The 20,466-nt window shown below is 46.9% G+C and carries 17 protein-coding genes; 7 read left to right on the top strand and 10 right to left on the bottom strand.

Annotation, left to right across the window (positions count from 1 at the left end; all coding sequences use genetic code 11):
* Positions 1-6 precede the first annotated feature (6 nt).
* The 6 genes from metF to FOC72_RS08135 all read left to right on the top strand — a co-directional run bounded on the left by metF (position 7) and on the right by FOC72_RS08135 (position 6,474).
* The gene (metF, locus tag FOC72_RS08160; RefSeq protein ID WP_002896521.1) at positions 7-885 is read left to right on the top strand and encodes a methylenetetrahydrofolate reductase [NAD(P)H]; all 879 of its coding nucleotides are present in this window, start codon (positions 7-9) and stop codon (positions 883-885) included.
* Between the two features lies 1 nt (position 886).
* A complete protein-coding gene (locus FOC72_RS08155; RefSeq protein WP_002896519.1) occupies positions 887-1,831 on the top strand; it encodes an AraC family transcriptional regulator in 945 nt (314 codons plus the stop codon).
* Between the two features lie 108 nt (positions 1,832-1,939).
* The gene (locus FOC72_RS08150) at positions 1,940-4,177 is read left to right on the top strand and encodes an alpha-galactosidase (RefSeq protein WP_002896517.1); all 2,238 of its coding nucleotides are present in this window, start codon (positions 1,940-1,942) and stop codon (positions 4,175-4,177) included.
* Positions 4,178-4,420: 243 nt separating this feature from the next.
* Positions 4,421-5,263 carry an HAD family hydrolase gene (locus FOC72_RS08145; protein ID WP_174606304.1) on the top strand — a complete coding sequence of 281 codons (843 nt, stop codon included), beginning with the start codon at positions 4,421-4,423 and terminating at the stop codon, positions 5,261-5,263.
* Between the two features lie 11 nt (positions 5,264-5,274).
* A complete protein-coding gene (locus FOC72_RS08140) occupies positions 5,275-5,871 on the top strand; it encodes a histidine phosphatase family protein (protein ID WP_002896514.1) in 597 nt (198 codons plus the stop codon).
* Positions 5,872-6,474 carry a histidine phosphatase family protein gene (locus FOC72_RS08135; RefSeq protein WP_002896512.1) on the top strand — a complete coding sequence of 201 codons (603 nt, stop codon included), beginning with the start codon at positions 5,872-5,874 and terminating at the stop codon, positions 6,472-6,474.
* Positions 6,475-6,566: 92 nt separating this feature from the next.
* Here the strand turns inward: FOC72_RS08135 and FOC72_RS08130 are convergent, their stop codons facing one another.
* From FOC72_RS08130 to FOC72_RS08115, 4 genes are all read right to left on the bottom strand, one after another.
* A complete protein-coding gene (locus FOC72_RS08130) occupies positions 6,567-7,040 on the bottom strand; it encodes a hypothetical protein (RefSeq protein ID WP_032914261.1) in 474 nt (157 codons plus the stop codon).
* Positions 7,021-7,932 carry a phosphodiester glycosidase family protein gene (locus FOC72_RS08125; RefSeq protein ID WP_002896510.1) on the bottom strand — a complete coding sequence of 304 codons (912 nt, stop codon included), beginning with the start codon at positions 7,930-7,932 and terminating at the stop codon, positions 7,021-7,023. The genes FOC72_RS08130 and FOC72_RS08125 overlap by 20 nt, the downstream gene beginning before the upstream one ends.
* Positions 7,929-8,978, bottom strand: a complete 1,050-nt coding sequence (locus FOC72_RS08120) for a bifunctional glycosyltransferase family 2/GtrA family protein (RefSeq protein ID WP_002896509.1) — start codon at positions 8,976-8,978, stop codon at positions 7,929-7,931. Before FOC72_RS08120 ends, FOC72_RS08125 begins: the two co-directional genes overlap by 4 nt.
* Positions 8,979-9,291: 313 nt before the next feature.
* Positions 9,292-10,113 (bottom strand): PrsW family intramembrane metalloprotease, encoded by an 822-nt coding sequence (locus FOC72_RS08115; RefSeq protein WP_002896508.1) that lies wholly within the window; start codon positions 10,111-10,113, stop codon positions 9,292-9,294.
* A 160-nt stretch (positions 10,114-10,273) separates the two neighbouring features.
* Between FOC72_RS08115 and FOC72_RS08110 the strand changes: the two genes are divergently transcribed.
* On the top strand, positions 10,274-13,318 hold the full coding sequence (locus FOC72_RS08110; protein WP_002896507.1) for an ATP-binding protein: 3,045 nt from the start codon (positions 10,274-10,276) through the stop codon (positions 13,316-13,318).
* A 61-nt stretch (positions 13,319-13,379) separates the two neighbouring features.
* On the opposite strand, the gene hutG is transcribed toward FOC72_RS08110, so the two are convergent.
* From hutG to FOC72_RS08080, 6 genes are all read right to left on the bottom strand, one after another.
* The gene (gene hutG, locus FOC72_RS08105) at positions 13,380-14,369 is read right to left on the bottom strand and encodes a formimidoylglutamase (protein ID WP_097677708.1); all 990 of its coding nucleotides are present in this window, start codon (positions 14,367-14,369) and stop codon (positions 13,380-13,382) included.
* 141 nt (positions 14,370-14,510) lie between these two features.
* On the bottom strand, positions 14,511-16,052 hold the full coding sequence (gene hutH / locus FOC72_RS08100) for a histidine ammonia-lyase (protein ID WP_032914340.1): 1,542 nt from the start codon (positions 16,050-16,052) through the stop codon (positions 14,511-14,513).
* 5 nt (positions 16,053-16,057) lie between these two features.
* On the bottom strand, positions 16,058-17,410 hold the full coding sequence (locus FOC72_RS08095; RefSeq protein WP_002896504.1) for an APC family permease: 1,353 nt from the start codon (positions 17,408-17,410) through the stop codon (positions 16,058-16,060).
* 75 nt (positions 17,411-17,485) lie between these two features.
* A complete protein-coding gene (locus FOC72_RS08090) occupies positions 17,486-18,085 on the bottom strand; it encodes a HutD/Ves family protein (RefSeq protein ID WP_002896503.1) in 600 nt (199 codons plus the stop codon).
* A gap of 12 nt (positions 18,086-18,097) precedes the next feature.
* Positions 18,098-19,771 carry a formate--tetrahydrofolate ligase gene (locus FOC72_RS08085; RefSeq protein WP_032914259.1) on the bottom strand — a complete coding sequence of 558 codons (1,674 nt, stop codon included), beginning with the start codon at positions 19,769-19,771 and terminating at the stop codon, positions 18,098-18,100.
* Between the two features lie 66 nt (positions 19,772-19,837).
* Positions 19,838-20,464 (bottom strand): cyclodeaminase/cyclohydrolase family protein, encoded by a 627-nt coding sequence (locus FOC72_RS08080; protein WP_002896501.1) that lies wholly within the window; start codon positions 20,462-20,464, stop codon positions 19,838-19,840.
* Between the last annotated feature and the right edge of the window lie 2 nt (positions 20,465-20,466).

The following is a 20,466-nucleotide window of genomic DNA, read 5'->3' as shown; positions in this document are numbered from 1 at the left end:
TGTTATATGGTTCGTCGTCACACACCCAGTCTCTCATTTGAAGTATTTCCTCCCAATCCGGCAGTAGGCAATGATAAGATTTTTCAGGCGTTGAGAGAGATGCAAGATCTGGCTCCTCACTTTATCAGTGTGACAGCCAGCAATAATAAGTTTGACATTGAGGAGACGACGGTTCGTTTGACGGAGTTTATCGCCAACGATCTCAAGATTCCGACGATTGCTCACTTGCCCGCGGTTTATCTGACCAAGGACATGGTGTCCAATATTTTGCAGTCTCTAGATCGGGTTGGTGTCCATCAGATTTTAGCTTTGCGAGGGGATATTTTTCCAGATGTAGCACCTAAGGATGATTTTACCTATGCGACTGACTTGATCGAATACATCAAGACAGAAGCACCGCATTTTGACATCATCGGAGCCTGCTATCCAGAGGGCCATCCGGATTCGCCTAATCAGATTTCGGATATTCAAAATCTGAAGAAAAAGGTCGATGCTGGCTGTTCTAGTCTGGTCACCCAGCTTTTCTTTGACAATGAGCGCTTTTACGACTTTCAGGACAAGTGTATTTTAGCGGGTATTGAAGTGCCTATCCATGCTGGGATTATGCCGATTCTCAACCGCAATCAGGCTCTGCGCCTGCTCAAGACCTGTGAGAATATCAAGCTGCCGAGAAAATTCCGGGCTATTCTGGATAAGTACGAACATGATCCAGAGTCTCTGAGAGCAGCAGGTCTGGCTTATGCTGTGGATCAAATTGTTGACTTGGTGACCCAAGATGTAGCGGGCATACACCTTTACACTATGAATAACGCTGCAACAGCCTACCATATCTATAAGGCTACTCACGCCCTCTTTAATCATAACCCATCCGTTCAATCTTTTTAAGATGAATGAAGAAACCACTAATCAGATTCAGTTGCTGTTTAGTGGTTTTTGTTTTATAATAAGGATAAAAATTTTATCCAAATCTAAGGAGGAGCTGATGGAGCATTCGCTGACCTTGGTTAAGTCTATGCAGATTGGCCAAGAAGATTGTTTTTTTGCCTTCTGCGGTTATTCAAAAACGGAAGCCCATCATAGCTTTGGGCCGGCTGTCCGGGATGTTTATGTCATTCATATCGTACTGGAGGGACGGGGGACTTACTCCGTGGGCAATCAGCGCTATGATTTGCAGGAAGGGCAGGGCTTTGTGGTGCCGCCGGGTCAGTCGGTCTTTTATCAGGCTGATGGAGAAGAGCCTTGGTCTTATGTCTGGATGGGACTGGGTGGGCGCCTCTTGCCTCCTTATCTGCAGGCACTGGGCTTACAGTCGGGCCAGTGGTCTTTTGAGCTGACCTCTTTGCAGGAATTTAAGGCCTTGGTCTTTGAAAGTCTGGCCTATGAGGGCAGCGGAATAACAGCTGAACTAGCTCTGCAAAGGCAAGTTTATCGCTTTTTAGAACTCTTGTCCCAGCGTCTCAAGCAGACCTCTTTAATCACGGAAAGTCGTCGGGTCAATCCCTATGTCCAGCAGGTCTTGGAGTTGCTGAGAAGTCATCTGCCAGAAAGTCTATCTGTGCAGGAGCTGGCGCAGAAATTGGCGCTGCACCCTTCCTACCTATCTCGGCTTTTCAAGGATGAAGTAGGAAAGGGGATTAAGGAGTACAGCAATGACTTGCGACTCAATATGGCAGCTGATTTGCTGACGGGCAGCCAGCTTTCGGTGGAAGAGATTGCTAGTAAGACAGGCTTTGCCGGAACACAGAGCTTTTCAAAAGCCTTCAAGAAGGCGCGTGGCCAGTCACCCTTAAATTTTCGCAAGGCTAGCTCTCATCTGGGGCAGGAGCTGTAAAAAGTCACATTTGGATAAATAATACTAGAAAGAGAGGCTTACCAAAAGGGGTGGCCTTTTTTATAATGAAAGTGGAAGTTTGACTGCAGACTGTGAAAGGAGAAGACCATGAATAAGGCGAGTATTTGGTTTAACGAAGAGTGCAGGCAATTTCATCTGACTAACGGTGAGATTTCTTATATCTTTCGGGTTTATGAGGATGGTAAACTCTTGCAGCTTTACTACGGAGCGGTGGTACCAGAGCGGGATTATTCTTATTTGGTGGAGATGCAGCATCGGCCCATGACAACCTATCGGAAAGAAGGAGATTTACGCTATTCTTTGGAGCATGTGCGGCAGGAATTTCCAGAATACGGCACGACAGATTTTCGCCATCCCGCTATCTGTCTGCGGCAGGAAAATGGCTCGCGTATTACTGATTTTGTCTATGTCAGTCATCAGATAACAGATGGTAAGCCAGCTTTAGAGGGGCTGCCCGCTACTTATACAGAGACTCAAACGGAGGCTAAGACTCTTATCTTGACCCTGCAAGATGAGTTGACAGAAGTGGAAGTTCAGCTGTTTTATACGATTTTTGCTGATTGGCCGGTTATCGCTCGCTCTAGCAAAGTGATTAATCAAGGCAGGGAAGCTTGCTATTTGGAATCCCTAGCTAGTCTGTCGCTGGATCTGCCAGATGCTGATTATAACTGGCTGCAGCTATCAGGAGCATGGGCCCGGGAACGCCATATCAAGGAGCGCCCGCTTCAGCAGGGGATTCAGTCTATTGAGTCAACCCGCGGCATTTCCAGTCCCCACCACAATCCCTTTGTGGCTCTTAAGCGACCGGAAACGACTGAATTTTCAGGTCCAGTGCTAGGAGCAGCCTTGGTGTATTCAGGTAATTTTCTCATTCAGGCCGAGGTGGACACCTATGATGTGACACGGCTGCAGCTAGGCATTAATCCTTTCGGCTTTGAGTGGAAGCTGGCTCCGGGCCAGTCCTTTACCAGTCCAGAAGCTCTGCTGGTTTATTCTGAGCGAGGCCTCAACGGCATGAGTCAAGTCTTTCATCAGCTATTTCGTCGACGTCTAGCTAGGGGCTACTGGCGCGAGCGAGCGCGTCCTGTTCTCATCAATAACTGGGAAGCTACCTATTTTGACTTTAGTGAGAATCAACTGCTGGAACTTGCTGAAAAGGCTCAGGCTGTAGGAGTGGAGCTCTTTGTGCTAGATGACGGCTGGTTTGGCCAGCGGACTAACGATCGCGCTGGACTGGGGGATTGGTTTGCCAATCCAGAAAGGCTGCCGCGGGGGCTGGGCTCGCTAGCAGGGCGTATTCATGGTTTGGGCATGCAGTTTGGTCTTTGGTTTGAGCCGGAAATGGTCAATAAGGACAGCCAACTCTACCGAACTCATCCTGATTGGTTGCTTGCAGTGCCGGATAGACAGCCCCACCATGGTCGGAATCAGTTTGTTTTGGACTATTCTCGGCCGGAAGTAGTGGATGAGATCTTTGAGCGTCTATCAGCGATTATCGAGGAAGCGCAGCTTGATTATATCAAATGGGATATGAATCGCCCTCTGACAGATGTCTTCTCGGATGCCTGGCCAGCCGATCAGCAAGGAGAGATTTTTCACCGCTATGTCTTGGGGGTTTATGACTTGTATGAGCGTTTAATCAGTCGCTATCCAAGCTTGTTATTTGAGTCCTGCTCTTCAGGTGGAGGCCGCTTTGATCCGGGTATGCTCTACTATGCTCCTCAAGCTTGGACCAGCGATGATTCGGATGCGATTGAGCGCTTGAAGATCCAGTACGGGACTAGCCTTCTCTATCCGCTTTCATCCATGGGAGCCCATGTCTCCATCGTGCCCAATCACCAGACCAATCGTCTGACTCCGTTGAAGACACGGGGCAATGTCGCCTTTTTCGGTTCCTTTGGCTATGAGCTGGATCTTAATCAGCTAAGCCCAGAAGAATTGGCTGAAGTCAGGAAACAGATAGCTTTTTACAAGCGCCATCGAGAGCTGATTCATAATGGAACTTTTTATCGACTGCAGTCGCCATTTAAGAGAGATGGACAGACAGCTTGGATGCTTGTCAGTCAGGATCAGAACACCGCACTTTTAGGCACTTTCAAGGGCCTCAATCAAGTCAATCGCTCTCATCAGCGTTTGCAACTGAAAGGACTGGCTGTGGATAAGGTCTATCGGCTAGAGGGGCGTAGCTATACTGGGGCTGAGCTTATGCGAGTTGGACTGGTCACCACGGACGCTTCTAGCGGTCAGCTACTGGAGGCTTCTGAGCAAAAGCCAAGTTATGACTTTGATTCCAAACTCTGGCTGTTTGAAGCAGAAGATGAGTAGATAAGCTGGGAAATAAAAAGAACAGAAGGAACAAGCTGATTAAAAGCTGTCCTTCTTGCTTTTTTTCTCTGAAAAAAGGATAGTACTATTATCTCTGATAATCCTATAGGAAAAGGCTTTCAAAAAGGTATATAATAGGGTGAAGCTTTTATAAAATAGAGCTGGGTCAGAATGGGAGAATTTGTAAAAAATGAGGAAAGCATTCAGCAAATGCCAGGAAAAAAAGAGAAAGAAGGGAGCATTATGACGAGAAAAATCATCTTTCTGGACGTGGACGGTACCATCATCGACTATGACAATCATATACCGGAGTCTGCTGTGGTTGCCATTCGGAAGGCACGGGAAAAGGGCCATTTGGTTTATGTATGTACAGGTCGCAGCAAGGCTGAGATGCCGCCGGAAATTTGGGATATTGGCTTTGATGGCATGATTGGTGGCAACGGTTCTTATGTGGAGCATGAGGGGCAGGTTATTTTGTACCAGCTGATTCCGCGAGATGTCGCTAAAAGGCTAGTCGACTGGCTTCAGGAGAGAGGGCTAGAGTTTTACCTGGAGAGTAATAACGGTCTCTTTGCAAGCAGGGGCTTCCGCGAAGCAGCGCGACCAGTGCTTCAGACCTACATCCTTGGAAAAGGAGCCAATCCAGAAGAAGTCGTAAATATGGAGGCAGAAGAAGCTCTTCATGGCCTGGTTTATGGTGGGGAGCTCTACCGAGACGACCTGAACAAAGTCAGCTTCATTCTAAAGAGCTACCAAGACCATCTAGACTCTAAGGCTGCTTTTCCTGAGCTCAAGGCGGGTACTTGGGGAGGCAAGGGCGAGCATGCTCTCTTTGGTGACTTAGGAGTCAAAGATATTACCAAGGCGCATGCCATTGAGGTTCTGCTGAAGCATCTTCATGCTGACAGGGCAGATACTCTGGCTTTCGGTGATGCCAAGGTTGATATTCCTATGCTGGACTATTGTCAGGTTGGGGTTGCTATGGGAAATGGCGGAGCGGAAATCAAGGCCATAGCAGATCTGGTGACAGACTCGGTCAGCCAAGACGGTCTCTACAAGGCCTTTGAAAAGTTAGAACTCATCTAAAGGAGATGTGAATGATGGCAAAAACTCTTTATCTGATGCGGCATGGGCAGACGCTTTTCAATCTGCGCCATAAGGTGCAGGGCTGGTGTGATGCTCCTCTGACCGATTTTGGCATCTATCAGGCCAAGGTGGCAGGGCAATATTTTAAGGATGCCGGTATTACATTTGATGATGCTTATAGCTCTACTCAAGAGCGGGCCTGTGATACCTTGGAATTGGTAACAGACGGTAAGATTCCCTATAAGCGTGTCAAGGGACTCAAGGAGTGGAACTTTGGCACCTTTGAAGGGGAAAGCGAAGACCTCAATCCACCCCTGCCTTATAAAGATTTCTTTGTGACCTATGGCGGTGAATCACAAGATCAGGTGCAGGAGCGTATGGCAGCGACCATTCTTCAGCTCATGCAAGAGACAAACGGTCAGTCTGTGCTCATGGTTTCACATGGCGGAGCTATGGCCAATTTTGCCAGAGCTTGGCAGAAAAACTGGCGTCTGGATGACCTAGGTCACATGACCAACTGCGGGATTTTGAAGTTTACTTTTGAAAATGACCAATTCTATCTAGAAGAGGCCATCGGTCACGATTTTAGCAGCTGGGAGGAAAAATAAATGAAAGATTTATATTTGATGCGGCATGGACAGACTTTTTTCAATCAAGAAGGCTTGGTGCAGGGAGCTTGCGACTCTCCTTTGACAGAACTGGGGCAGGAACAGGCCCGGCAGGCAGGAGATTATTTGAAAGAGCAGGGCATTCATTTTGGTCAGCTCTATTCGTCCACTCAGGAGCGGGCTTCCGATACGCTGGAACTTGTCTCTGGCCGGACCGACTACACTCGCCTCAAGGGCATTAAAGAATGGAACTTCGGTCTTTTTGAAGCCCAGCCCGAACGCCTGCAACCGAAATTTCGACCAGGAGCTACCTCTTTTGAAGACCTCTTCGTTCCCTATGGCGGAGAAGGTGTGAACCAAGTCGGTGAGCGCATGCTGGTCACTCTGACTGAGGTCATGGAGCAGGCAGGAGCAGAGCCAGTCTTGGCTGTTAGCCACGGCGGTGCCATGTGGGCCTTCTATCTCAAGATTGCAGCTCAAGCTCTGGATCCCAAGGTGCGCTTTGGCAACTGCGCTATCTGTCATTACCATTATGAGCAGGGATATTTTAAGCTAGCAGAAGTCATTGACCCGCTGACGGGTGATGTGTATGAGTGTGAATGAAAAATGCAAATTTACCTAACTGTTCATAGAGATAAATGATCAGAAGAATGATCCCTACATTAAAAACCTCAGATTTTTCTGAGGTTTTTGGTTTATACTTGACTGTAGGTTTTACGACGACTTAGTTTTGCTTCTTCTTTTTTGCTGGGTATTGGTTGAGCTTGCTCTTCCGCCTTCCACACACTTCGAGTAAAGACCATGGAGAGTAGTGCCAGAGCTGCAAAGGCCGTTCCTACGTACCAATAAGGCATATCCAGCGTCGTGGAGCGGCCAGATAGGTTGACGATGCCACGGAAGAGCATGCCGGCTGTCATGATGGCTACAGCTGAGTTCCAAAGGTTGAGGCTGAGCCGAGAGAGATTAGGGATGACCTTCATAAAGAGCAGGAGTAGGATGCCGCCCGCTAGAGGAATGGTAAAGAGATAGTGCATGTGGCTAGATGTTTCGCCGAAACTGAAGGATTCATAGATTCTGCTGAAAGCAAAGAAGAAAATAGTTAATAGGGCGTAGATAAGGGCTGTTTTTCTAAAACGTTTTTTACTGGGATTAGTAACCGATGTAGACAATATCACTCACCGACCTTTCTGAGATAGTATTTCCGTTGGTTGTAGGCTTGTTAATGACCTGACCGTTAAAGTAAAGTGTAGAGGAGCCGCCGCCATCAAGGTTGTAAGCGGTCTTGACACCGTAAGATTTCATAATTTCTGCCATTTGGTAGAGGGAAAGCCCTTCGCTTTCTGAGGTGCGTCCGTCTGAGACGATGATGATGTAGTGGTTTTCATCAATGATACCGATAGCAGTCCGGGGATTGGAAGACATAGACTGGCCGACTTCGGAGTTGGTATCAACGGCAATCTCACCATTTTCTACAAGAGATGGGCCGAAGGCCAAGAGATTGACCACACCGTCTTTGACTAGTTGATCAGCAGAGATTTGGTCTTCATAGATAATCTTGAAGGATCCGTCTTTGTAAATAGCTAAATCCCCATTGCTGGAGTCTTCTCGGACGGTATCGCGGTAGACGACGCCATTGCGGATGACATAGCCAGTTGTGTTGGCCCCGTAGTAGTCGCCGTTAACCGCTAGGATAGCATTGTTGTTGGCAGCCGTTTCCGAGGTCTTTGCTGTGACATTGTTTCCGTAAGTGTTTTGGGCAAAGGCTGTTTTCAGGTATTCCGATGAGCTGACAGTCACATCAGCGATGTAGACTTGGGTGTTGCTGACGGTCTTTTTAGTTAGCGTAACCGAGATGTTGTCGTCTGAATAGCTGGTATCCGTCACAGTCGCTGTTTCGGCAGCCTTGCTGGCAGCCTTGGCATTGGACGACGAACTCGTACTTGAAACCGTGGAAATGGTCTCTGCGATGACAAAGGTTTTCAGCATGGAGTAGCTGAAAGAAGCTATCAGAAGCAGCCCGAAAATGGAGGCGTAGGCATAGCGTTTCTTTAAAAATTTCATGATGCGGTGTGTGTCCTTTCCTTAAAAATAAATCTCTTTTGCACCATCCAAGAGACGGTAAAGAGCAAGATGCCGACGATGATTTTGACAATCAGAAGATTGAGACCAAAGACAGCGTAGAAGAGGCGAATCAGCAGTGTGTCTAGGATAAAGAGCACTACAGCTAGGCTGAAATAGCCAGTTCCTGTCTTGAGTATACTGTCGTCGTTCTTAAAGACTAGCCTTTTATTGGTCGAATAGTTAAAGATTGAGCTGGTCACGCGGGCAATCCCATTTGCGAGAAGAATTCTCAGGCTGGTCGGCACAGCAGCTAAAAACAAGAGAGCCAGGGCGTAGACGATGTAGTCCACGACGAAGCTGCTGAGAGAAGTCAGGGCGAATTTAAAAATATTTTTATAAATCATGAGGCCATCCCGAATTGGTCGGAAGTGCGAGCCTTGATTGTCATTGATATAGACCGTCTCAATGGGCACTTCCAAAATGGGATATTCCTTGCTAGCTTCTAAAAGCATGTTCATTTCATACTCATAGCGCTGGCCCTCTACCTTTAGCATAAATGGAATCATGTTGGTCGTAAAGGCTCGCAAGCCTGTCTGAGTATCGGAGACACCCACGCCAGTCTGAAGCTTGAAGAGAGCCCGAGTCAGACTGTTACCGAAGCGACTGCGTAGGGGCACCTTGCCAGTAAAGGCGCGTGCTCCCAGAATCAGCCGATTAGGATTTTCAGAAGCCTTGCTCGCTACACGGAAAATATCCCAGGCCTTGTGCTGGCCATCCGCATCTGCTGTTACAACCGTTCCATAGTTCTTCAGTGTCTGGATAAAGGTAAAAGCAGTCTTCAGAGCTTGCCCCTTGCCTTGATTGACCTGATGACGGAGCACGGTCGCGTACTGCTCTGCCTGCTCAAAGACTATCTGGCATTTGGAAGAGCTGCCGTCATCGATAACAATGATATGAAAATCACTTTTATGGTGAATTTTTTTTATCAGCTTAATAAGATTATAATCAGGCTCATAGGCCGGAATCACTAGATAATCCATATCCATACCTCTTTCTTAGATGATTTGTAGAAAGTATACAGACTGCGGCTTAAAAGTTCCTGATATAAGTTAGTTTTAAGAAAATGTTAACATTTCTTTAAGGAAAGAGCAGAGGTAGAATGTGGTAGAAATGCGATGGGAAGAGGGGTTGAGGTGAAGTTGTGGGATGAATTATAGAGTATGAAAGGTGATTTATGTATATACTTATAAAAACTAGAAAATTCAAATGTTGGCAATCTATTACTATGATTCAAATATAAATATTGGGAAAATATTTTCCTGCAACAAAAAAACGGCCATAACGGTCGTTTTTTTGATCTTACTCCACTTCCAATTCTTCCTGATCAATTTTATGGGCTGTTCGGTAGGCTTGGTAAAAGATAAAGACAGCCAGAGCCGTCATAGCCGGTACAATGATTGGGATATCTGTTTCGATAGCAGTCAGAGGTGAGTTCCAGAAGAAGTGGAGAACGAAGGCTGCTAGGAAGTAGAAGAGCCCCACTCGGAAGTAGTTTTTCTGAGTCTTGGCATAACGCAGCATGAGTGCCAGACCGAGAGTGGTCAGGGCGGTGTAGAGCCAGTGAGAGGCGACACCGCCAGTGATGCGTCCTAGGATACCAGAGATAGTGAAGGAGAAGCCTTCGGGCAGGTCAGAGAGGATATAGGAGAAGTCCTCACTAATCTGAAAGCCCATGCCAGCTGTAATCCCTAGCATCAAGAAGGATTTGAGCTTTTTGACGGGGACTAGGTAGACAGCGAAGGCAACTGCCAACAGCTTGAGTGGTTCTTCAACCAGCGGAGCTGCGATAGCATTTTCTAGGTCACTGAGCAGAGTATTTGGGAAGCTGGTGCTGACCCACTCGTGGATATAGGTGTTAGCTAAGCCAGAGGTCCAGCCGGAAATGAAAAGGCCGCCTAGCAGAGCTACCCCAAGGCTAAGTGCAGGAGTTTGCCATTTTTTACCCAGTTGGCGAATCAAGAGCAGGGCGGGGATGATATAGAGCAGGGCTAAGAGGGCTGATAGTCCGACTATCCCATAGGAAGTGCCTGACATACTGCCTGTGGTATAGGCTTGTGTCTCGTATTCTAAGCCAATCGCGCTCAGAAGGAGAAAAATGAAAAGAACAATATTTTTCTTCATAAGTAACTTTCTAAAATTTTATTTTCATCCTAGTATAACAAAAAAATCCTAAATAAAACCAATTTAAAAACTGGAAATTAAGGGTTAGTATAATACTTTACTTGCCAAACTGTCTCTTTTTGTTTATATTAGTTCTATAAGGTTTCTTGGAGGCGTTTGCATGACGAAAAATCTGTTGAGGTTGAAATTACTGGGAAGTCCGAGTGTCTTTCTCAATCAAGAGGAAGTCTTTTTTCCTTTTGCCAAAATCAATGCTCTGCTTTACTATCTCCACATCAATGGAGCAGTCAATCGGGAGGAGATTGCAGGAATCCTCTGGGAAAACAAGGATAATCAGACCGCCAAAAAGAATCTGCGCAACACGATTTATCAGGCTAACAAGCTACTAGGTGGGGAATGGATTGTCGCTCCCAACCGGACTGTGCTGTCGCTTAATCCCGAGTGTGCGATTGAAAGTGATGTAGAACTTTTTACGGATCATCCTGCGGAGCATCTGTCTCTCTATCAGGGGGATTTTCTGCAGGGCTTCTATCTCAAGGACAGCGAGGCTTTTGATTACTGGGTGTCTAAGATGCGGACGCGATATGAGCAGCTTTATATCCAAGCCTGCTACCAACAGCTGGAAACAGAAAAAGATCATCTGGATTTGGAAGAAGCTGAGCGGAATTTGCGCCGCTTGATCAGCATTGATGAGTTTGATGAGAAGAACTACCATCTGCTCATGAAGCTCTATCAGGATCATGATCGGCCAGGTAAGGTGATAGAGACCTACTACAAATTGGTCAATATTTTGGATAAGGAACTGGGCATTAGTCCTACGGAACCTATCCAGCAACTATATCATGAGGTGCTTGCCAAGGACCGTAGCGAGCGCAAGACTAAGCAGTTTCTGCGCAATACGGATCACTTTTTCGGGCGGGTCGATGAAATCAAGCGTTTGGAATCTTACTTTTCTAAGGTGATAGAGACTCAGGAGGCGCGTGCTCTGGTCCTAGTCGGTGGTACTGGTATCGGAAAGCGGACAGTGACTCGTCAAGTTTTGGCCAATCAGACCAAGTATTTCCAGATTGTCATGGCGGAGTGCTTCAAGGAAGAGATGAAGGCAGAGCTCCAGCCTTGGCGTGGTTTGTTGGATGGTCTGGGGGACTTGGTTATTCAGCACCAGATTCTCTCTATCAGTCAGTGGCAGGTCATTTTGGAGAGTTATTTTCCCATTTTGACAGGCGGCACTTCTGGTCTTCAGTTGGATGCGGACAAGCTGGCTCAGTTTGTGGTGGATATTCTGCAGAAGATTTCTAAGAAAAAAGCTTTGATAATCTTGATTGAGGACTGTCACTGGATGGATAAGGCCAGTGTTGCTGTCTTAGAGCAAGTCATGAATCATTTAACCGGCTATCCTGTGGCCTTTGTGCTGACCAAGCATCTGAGCACCCCTTCTTATTTGGAACATTTTTTCAATCACCTGCTGGTACGCAATAAGCTGGGCTTTATCGAGCTGCAGCCGCTGAATTTTAAGGATAGTGCGACTTACTTGCAAGCCCAGACAGGTCAGATAGCCATCCCTGAGGATAGGTTAGGAGATATTTATCGGGTCAGTCAAGGCATCCCTTTCTTCCTGTCGGAATATGCTGAGCAACTCCTGCGAGGAGAGAAGTTTCATCCGCTGACTCCGGCCATCAAGGCCAAGCTGTCTCTTAAGCTGGATTATCTGAGCAGTCAAGAGGAAGAGTTGGTAGATTATCTGGCTTGCTTTAGGGCTCCTGCGTCGGTTTCGCTCTTAGCTAGGTTATTAGGCCTGCCGATGGAAGAAGTGGTCGAAATCACTGAGGATTTTGGACAGAAGCAGCTATTGATGGAAGAGGAGCAGAGTGAGGAATTGGTAGTGCGATTCAGTCAGGAGCTTTTGAGACTCTACGCCTATGAGCGCTTGTCACTTGCCAAGAAGCGAATGCTGCATCATCAGATAGCCCAGAGCATGGAAGACCAGCTGGGAGACTCTCTCTATCAAGCTCAGCTGCTCAATGAAATCGCCTATCACTACAAGATGTCCAAGCAGCCGATTAAGTCTCTGGAGTACGAACTGCATTATCTCGAGGCTACTCTGCAGTTTCATCACGAGCTCTTTCCAATTTATTCGCGGGAGTTTGGTTTTATCGAAAAGACGGATGATAGCAATCAGTCAGCGGTTTTAGGCCAGTTTGACCGTATCCGTCGGGAGATAGAGGGCTTAGAGAGAAATCATCAGAATCACAAGGATTTTCAGCTATTGGTTCTCCGCTTTCTCTATCTAGAAGGGCGCTATGCTATCCGGACGGGGAATTACCAGCAGGGAATGGACAATATCCAGCAGGTGATTATTTCAGCCAAGGAGCTGCAGCAGATGGATTTTCTCCTAGAAGGCTATCGGCAGATGATTTATTACTGCATCCAGACGGAGAATATCTCTGAGATGCGTTACTATACGGAGTTGGCTCTAGATGCTTCGGTCCAGGCCAACAATCACGAGGCCATTGCTATCAATCTCCGACTCAAGGGGCTCTATCATCTCATGATTGGAGATGAGGAGCAGTCGCTTCACCATCTCTACCAGTCTATTGATTGTTTCAGCCTGACGTCTTCGCTGCGTTCCAAGTATTCAATTCAGATTGCGGCGGCTCTAGACTATCTGGCGGAGATTGAGCAGATTCGCGGGAATTTCACGACAGCTCTGGCTCATCAGAAGGAGGCCATTAAGTTGACGGAAAATAAAACAGCAGAGCCTTCGATTTTTGCTTTCTATATCGGCTTGGGTATGACTTACTATCAGCTGAAAGATTATGAGCAGGCGGAGCGGATTTTCCTCAAAGCCAAAACAGCTCTGAAGTCCCTTAGCTTCCCTTGGAAAGAGACCCAGTTGGAAGTTTATTTGGCCTTGATTGGCTGTGAGAAGAGAGATTACCAGCCGATGCTTGATCTGCTGCGGAAAAAGGATAGTCTCATCAGTCGCTATGGCAATCCGAGGGACAAGGGGCTGATCTACTATCTGATGGCTGTGATTAAGTATGGACTGCTGACTGGAAACTTGCAGGGAGCAGGCTTTGAAGTCTTGCTGGATCAGGACTTTGAGACCTACTATGAAACAGCCAAAAGCCAGCTCAATCCCTACCGAGACCGGCACCAGCTAAAGGAATTGGAAAACTTGCGTCAGGGCTTGAACAAAAAATAAGAGAGGATGAAAGCTATCTTCATCCTCTTTTGATGTTTGTAATGAAGTTTTTAAATGCCTATCAGTCATGTGCTTGTGCCCAGACTTGGGTCAGGTAAAAGACAAAGCTGGCAGCCAGATTAGCCGTATGGTTGTCTATATCGTGAGGCGGAGAGACTTCGACGATATCAAAGCCTATCAGTTTGCCTGACGCGGCGATGTGCTGGAAGACCAGAACAGCTAGATTGGGATCCACACCCAGTGACTGAATGGCACTGACACCAGGAGCGGCGCCAGCTGCAAAGCAGTCAATATCAATGGTCAAATAGACCTGCTCCTTGCCGGCCAAAAAGGCATCGACCACTTTACAGACTTCCTTGTAACCCATTTGGTAAATATCCATTCCAGTCAGAAACTGGATAGCCTTGGATTTTGCCACAAAGTCAAAGAGAAAGAGATTGTTATTGTGCTCCTGAATCCCTAGGATAAGGTAGTTAAAGGCCTGCTTCTGAGTCAGAGTGTCATCGAACATCTGGCGAAAGCCGGTGCCAGAGTTAGGACCAGTCTGGTCATAGGGACGCAAATCAAAGTGAGCATCCATATTGATAACGGCCAAGTCTTGGTCAGGAGCTAGTGACGACTTAAGGCCCAGATAGTGGCCGTAGGCTGTTTCGTGGCCACCCCCTAGGACAATAGGCCGGAGATTGAGCTCTCGCAGGCGTTTGACTGCTCGAGCCAAGCTTTGCTGTAGCTGCTCCAGAGAGCGGTTAGGGCCGTCAATATCGCCAACATCAAAGACGCGGACGTTTCTGCCAAGATGCCAAGGAAGTTTGGCCAGCTGGGTTCGGATAGCTTGTGGCCCTTCGACAGCCCCCACTCGGCCGTGGTTGATATAAACGCCCTTGTCACTCTTGAAGCCAATTAGGGCAAAGTTGACGCCGTCAAAGGGTTTTAAGTTAGGGTCATTTAAGTCCAAAAACTCAATAACCATGCCCCACTTGGCAGCATATAAATCATCGTCTAGTCTCTTATGATAGTAGCTGTTATCTAGCTGATAGTAATCTTCTAACATGATTTTGTCCTTTTCCATAACGATACTTGCGACTTTATTATAAGAGTTTCCGCCAAGCCTGTCAATGACTTTTGGCGGGAAAAGAAGCCCAGCTGCATGAGAGCGGGCTTCTTAGGTTAGCTTTTTACAGAGGCATCAGCTTTAGAAGTGAATGCTCAAGTCCACAGCCTTTTCAACGGCTGCTAGGAATTCTTCGTTTTCAATCAGCTCAGAAGCCTTGTTGAGTTCTTCATAGATTTCGATATCCTTATCAAACTCGATAAAGCGGACATGCTGACGGAAGAGGTCGTAGGCTGGCTTGGTTCCTTTACCAAGTTCATGGTTTCCTGGTTTCAGATCCAGAGCTTGGCAGGCTGCCATGATTTCTGTTGCCACGATGCGGCGAGAATTCTTGAGAATTTCAGCTGCCTTGCGTGCTGCAGTAGTTCCCATGCTGACAAAGTCTTCTTGGTTTTCACAAGATGGGATAGAGTCTACGCTGGCTGGATGAGACAAGACCTTGTTCTCAGAAGCAAGCGAAGCACAAGCATACTGGGTAATCATAAAGCCAGAGTTGAGGCCGGGGTGTTTGACCAAGAAGGATGGGAGCTTACTTAGTTGGCTGTTGACCAGACGTTCTACACGACGCTCGGATACATTTCCGATTTCAGAAATAGCGATGCCGAGGAAGTCAAATGGCTGAGCCATTGGTTCACCGTGGAAGTTACCGCCTGAGATAACATGGCCTTCCTTGGTGATGATAGGGTTGTCTGTAACAGAGTTGATCTCAATCTCAACCTTGGTCTTGACATAAGCGATAGAGTCCTTGCTGGCGCCGTGAATCTGCGGAATACAACGCAGGGTGTAAGGGTCTTGGACCCGCTGTTGAGTAGCTACGGTTGTGTTGCCACTGCCTTCTAGAAGGTTGCGGATATTGCGTGCTGTAGCCAGCTGTCCGCTTTGAGGTCGGATGGTATGCAAGTCTTCTTCGAAAGGACTGGTGATACCATTGTGCACTTCCATGGAAAGAGCGCCTGCAACGTCTGATAGCTTAAGTAACTGGATGGCATCGTAAGTAGCCAGAGCTCCGATACCTGTCAGGACAGTTGTTCCGTTAATCAGCGCCAGCCCTTCCTTGGCTGCTAGAGCAATTTTCTCGATACCGGCCTTGTCCAAAGCTTCTTGTCCAGAGAGCAATTGGCCTTGATAGTAAGCGCGGCCAAGTCCTAACATAGGCAGAACCATGTGAGCCAGCGGTGCCAAGTCACCAGAAGCTCCCAAAGAGCCTTTTTCCGGAATGTAAGGGACAACGCCTTTATTGAGCAATTCCAGAAGTTTTTCGACAGTAGAGAGACGGATACCAGAATAGCCCTTGACCAAAGAATTAATCCGAATTAACATAATCGCACGGACTGCATCTTCAGGTAGGGGATCACCAAAGCCTGAAGAGTGCGTACGGATTAGGTTTTCTTGCAGTTGAGTCGTATCTTCTGGTGAGATGCTGACATTGCAGAGAGAGCCGAATCCGGTTGTAACACCGTAGACTACCCGCTTTTCGCGGACGATGTCATCCACGATTTTACGGGAAGCTTCTACTGCTTTTTTAGCTTCTTGGTCAATTTCGCAGGTGGCTCCATGACGGGCTACTGCGATGACGTCTTCTAAAGTAAGGTGTTCGCCATCCAAATTGATTACATGTGTCATAAGATTCATTCTCCTTCTTGTTTAAGAACTTTATTTTTACAAATCAGTACTATATAGATAAAGTATACTGCGCTGGCGATAAGGACACCGATGAGGCCGTACACATAGTTCATTGGGTTTTCACCCCAAATCATGACGAGGCTGACTAGAACCGCCAAAATTGGAATTACTGGACCAAATGGAACGCGGAAGACCACTTTTTTATCCGGATATTTCTTTCTTAATACTAGTACAGCTAGAGCAGTTGGGATGTATTGGAAGAAGCGGAAGACCACACTGAGAGCTGCTAATTCTTCAAATTTACCAGAGAAGAGCAGGGCGATGGCCAGGATTCCTGAAATAATAATGGCAACTATAGGGGCATTTTTAGAGTTGGTTTCTGCAATTTTCTTAGGAAGCAGGCCTTCATTTGCGATAGCTGCACCATAACGCGGAACCATGACGGACTCCCCGATATTAAGACCAGTGATAGAGATGAGTGCTCCAATGGAAATAATCCAAGCACCAGCAGGGCCAATCATCTCAACAAAGGCGTCTTGTACAGAAGCATCTGTTTGCAGGATACGGCTGCCTAACATGGCGATAGTTCCTGCGATAATCAGCATATAGAGAACAGAGACAATACTGATAGAGCCCAAGATAGCCCGAGGTACATTCTTTTCTGGGTTGCGCATTTCACCAGCAACGATAGACATGGTTTCAAATCCGATAAATCCATAGAAGATATAAATGGCTGTGCTTGAGATAGCCTTCATGATATCTACTTTAGGATCTAGTTGTAGAAACGGAGTGAAGTTTCCTTTATCAATTCCCGATTTAATAAAGAAAATTGCGCATAAACTAAAGGCAACGATTGGAATGAGTTTAGCTACAGTAGCAGTCAAGGTGAATATTTTTGAAGTCTTAAGACCAGATATATTCATCAAGCTGAGCAAAATAATCAGGCTCACACTGAGCAAAAGTTCATAAGGTTCAAAGGCTTTAAAAGTGATGACAAAAAGTCTTGCAAATGCTGCTGCCATAGCGGCCCAAGCGATGATGGTAACCGCCCAGCCTAGGAAACCTACATTAAAGCCGACAAAGTCTCCAAAGGCTGCTTTGGAATATTGGAAGGCTCCGCCATTTTTATTAAAATAACCAGCAGTTTCTGCCAAGCAGACGGCTAGGAGAATAACGAGAAGGGCAGTTCCAAGCATGACAGCTAGAGAGGCAGGACCAAGTCCTTTATAAATCTTTTGCGGTAGGAGGAAAATCCCTGATCCGATAACGGCATTGATACCGTAGAGGGTTGCACCGGAAAAGCTGAATTTCGCTTTTTCCTGTTCTTGTTCTTGTGCAGTGAGTTTAGTTGCATCCATAATAATGTTTCTCCTTTAGAGATATGGGATCCTTTCCAAGTAAAGATAGAATGGTGACAAGACATCATGGTATCTTTACTTAGTAGGGATGTGGGTCAAACCAGCCCATATAGCAAGGGGAGCACCCTTTGGCTGGTTACTCGAAAACATTATATGCAGCTCAGTTTCCTGAGTCTCTTTTTCCACTATCAGAAGCTGCTCTGCCTCTAGGTTAAGCACTGGCAGGTTTGTTACCGTCACCGTCAGATCCTCTAAGGCATAGATAAATTGAATTTCGTCATCTCGGCTAAGCTCTTGCCCATTCGAGATGGCAATCATCTGTCCCTGATAATGGTCGCTGTAGATTAAGTTAAAGTCGGTACAAGTCCCCCGACTTGTGATAGAATCACTCCCTTCAAAGACATAGGGAGTAAAGGGAGCTAGAACCGTTTCCTCCTGCCGGCTGGCATTGTGGAGATGAAGTGTGTGGTCCAGGCTCATGAGAATACGGTGAAAGCCGCTGAGGTCAGAAAACTGACTTTCAGCCAACTCCACAGTCGCTGTTGAGAGTCGATAGTCAAAGTCACGCTTGCTATAGTGGCCAGTTGGCGGGGAAAGATAAAGCTGTTTTGTCTTTCCCCCCGACCAATCGGAAACTTGAAAATCATTTACTCTTAAAAGGGTTACATTTGTCATTTTTGGTATTTATTAGAACAAACCGCTGATATTGCCATCTTTGTCAACATCAATCTTTTCGCTGGCTGGTACTTTAGGCAGCCCTGGCATGGTCATGATTGCACCCGTCAGAGCAACGATAAAACCTGCACCAGCAGAAACTTTGAGCTGGCTGATTGTCACAACAAAGTCTTTAGGTGCGCCCAGTTTTTTAGCATCGTCTGAGAAGGAGTACTGAGTCTTGGCCATACAGATAGGATAGTTGGAGAAGCCCAGTTCTTCCAGTTGTTTGAGCTCGCGTTTAGCAGCAGGAGTCAGGCGAACACCCTTGCCTCCATAAACCTTAGTAACAATTTTGTTCAGCTTAGTCTCGATGGAGTCCTCTTCATTATATACAAATTGGAAGTGATTGTCTCCTTCGGCCAGTTCAACGACTTTTTCAGCCAACTCTTTACCGCCAGCTCCGCCATTGGCCCAGACGTCAGAAATCACGACGTCAACGCCGCGTTTTTGGCAGGCGTCATAAACTGCTTTCAATTCTGCTTCGGTATCCAGCGGGAATTTATTGATGGCAACGACTGCTGGCAATCCATAAACATCTTGAATGTTTTCCAGATGTTTTTCCAAGTTTGGCAGACCATCTACAACGGCTTGGACATTTTCTTCAGCCAGGTCGCTCTTAGCAACACCACCATGCATCTTGAGAGCGCGGATAGTAGCAACCAGAACTACAGCCGATGGACGAAGTCCAGATGTACGACACTTGATATCAATGAATTTTTCAGCACCTAGGTCAGCACCAAAACCAGCTTCTGTGACTGCATAGTCGGCATATTTGAGAGCCAGCTTGGTAGCTAGGACACTGTTACAGCCATGGGCAATGTTGGCAAAAGGTCCACCGTGAATCAAGGCTGGTGTGTGTTCCAGAGTTTGAACCAAGTTTGGATGGATAGCGTCTTTGAGCACAGCAGCCATAGCGCCACCAGCTTTCAGATCCTTGGCAGTTATTGGCTTACCTTCAAAGCTGTAACCAATGATGATTTTTTCCAAACGGTTCTTGAGGTCAGTGATATTTTCTGACAGACAGAGAATAGCCATAACCTCAGAAGCAACTGTAATGTCAAATCCATCTTCACGCGGAACACCATTGACCTTGCCCTGCAAGCCGTCCACGATGTGACGCAGTTGCCGGTCATTCATATCCACCGCCCGCTTCCAAGTGATGCGGCGAGAGTCGATACCTAAGGCATTGCCATGGTGAATGTGGTTATCAATGAGGGCTGCCAGCAGGTTGTTGGCAACACCGATGGCATGAAAGTCACCAGTGAAGTGGAGGTTGATGTCCTCCATGGGCACCACCTGAGCGTGACCACCACCAGCAGCTCCGCCCTTGATACCAAAGACAGGTCCGAGTGAAGGTTCCCGCAGAGCGATAACGGCTTTTTTACCGATAGCAGCCAAAGCATCGACCAATCCGACAGAAGTCGTGGTCTTGCCTTCTCCAGCTGGTGTCGGAGAAATAGCGGTCACGAGAATCAGTTTGCCGTCTGGCTTGTCTTTTAAGGCTTCTAGTTGGCCGGCACTGATTTTTGCCTTGTGATTTCCATAAAGAGACAAAGCGTCTTCAGCAATTCCTAGTTTTTCTGCCACTTCTTTGATGGGCTTCATTTGAACCGAATTCGCAATTTCAATATCTGATAAAACCATATTGTTACCTCTTGAGAAAAGAAAGTCCATTCATGGGAAAGAGTGGGTTTCTCTTCCGTTTATCTATTAGACAACTTTCAAAATTTCTTGATAAATTTCATCGGCTAGGGCGCAGCCTTTTTGCAGTAGCTCTTCACCCTTGCTGCGGTAGTCTGCGACGAATGCTTCATCCTTGACGCCTGACAGGTTGATGAGGACATTGAGCCAAGCCCCTTGCAGACCAGCCTTAAGGTTAAGAGCTGCTACCCCCAGGTCGCTGGCAGCATTGGTATTGGACTTGCCAACAGCTTTTTGAGTTGTTTGCAGGGCAGCAAAGATGTCTTCCATCATGCCATAAGGTGACTTGGTCGCTTCCTTGAGGGCTTGTTGCATAGCTTCCCGACGGGCAGCCTTGTCTTCCTCTGTCTCCTTAGGCATATCAAAGACGGCGGAGACCAGATTGAAGGCTTCAGTGTCCTTGTCAATAGCTGCAAGTAGGCTTTCTTGCAGGCGGGCACTTTCTGCGTGCACTTGAGTAATTTCTGCTTCAAATTCTGCGTATTTTTTCTTGCCAAGGGTCAATTCGCAGACCATCTTAGTCAGGGAAATACCGTTCGCTGCGGAAAGAGCAGCGGCAGAGCCACCTCCTGGTGCAGGAGCATCTGAGCCTAGGACTTGGGCAAATTCTGTCAAACTTAAATCTACTAATTTCATAG

Origin of the sequence: Streptococcus sanguinis, assembly GCF_013343115.1 — a bacterium.
GTDB lineage: Bacteria > Bacillota > Bacilli > Lactobacillales > Streptococcaceae > Streptococcus > Streptococcus sanguinis_H.
The sequence above is the reverse complement of the archived record's forward strand: the minus strand, read 5'-3'. Positions and strand labels throughout refer to the sequence as shown.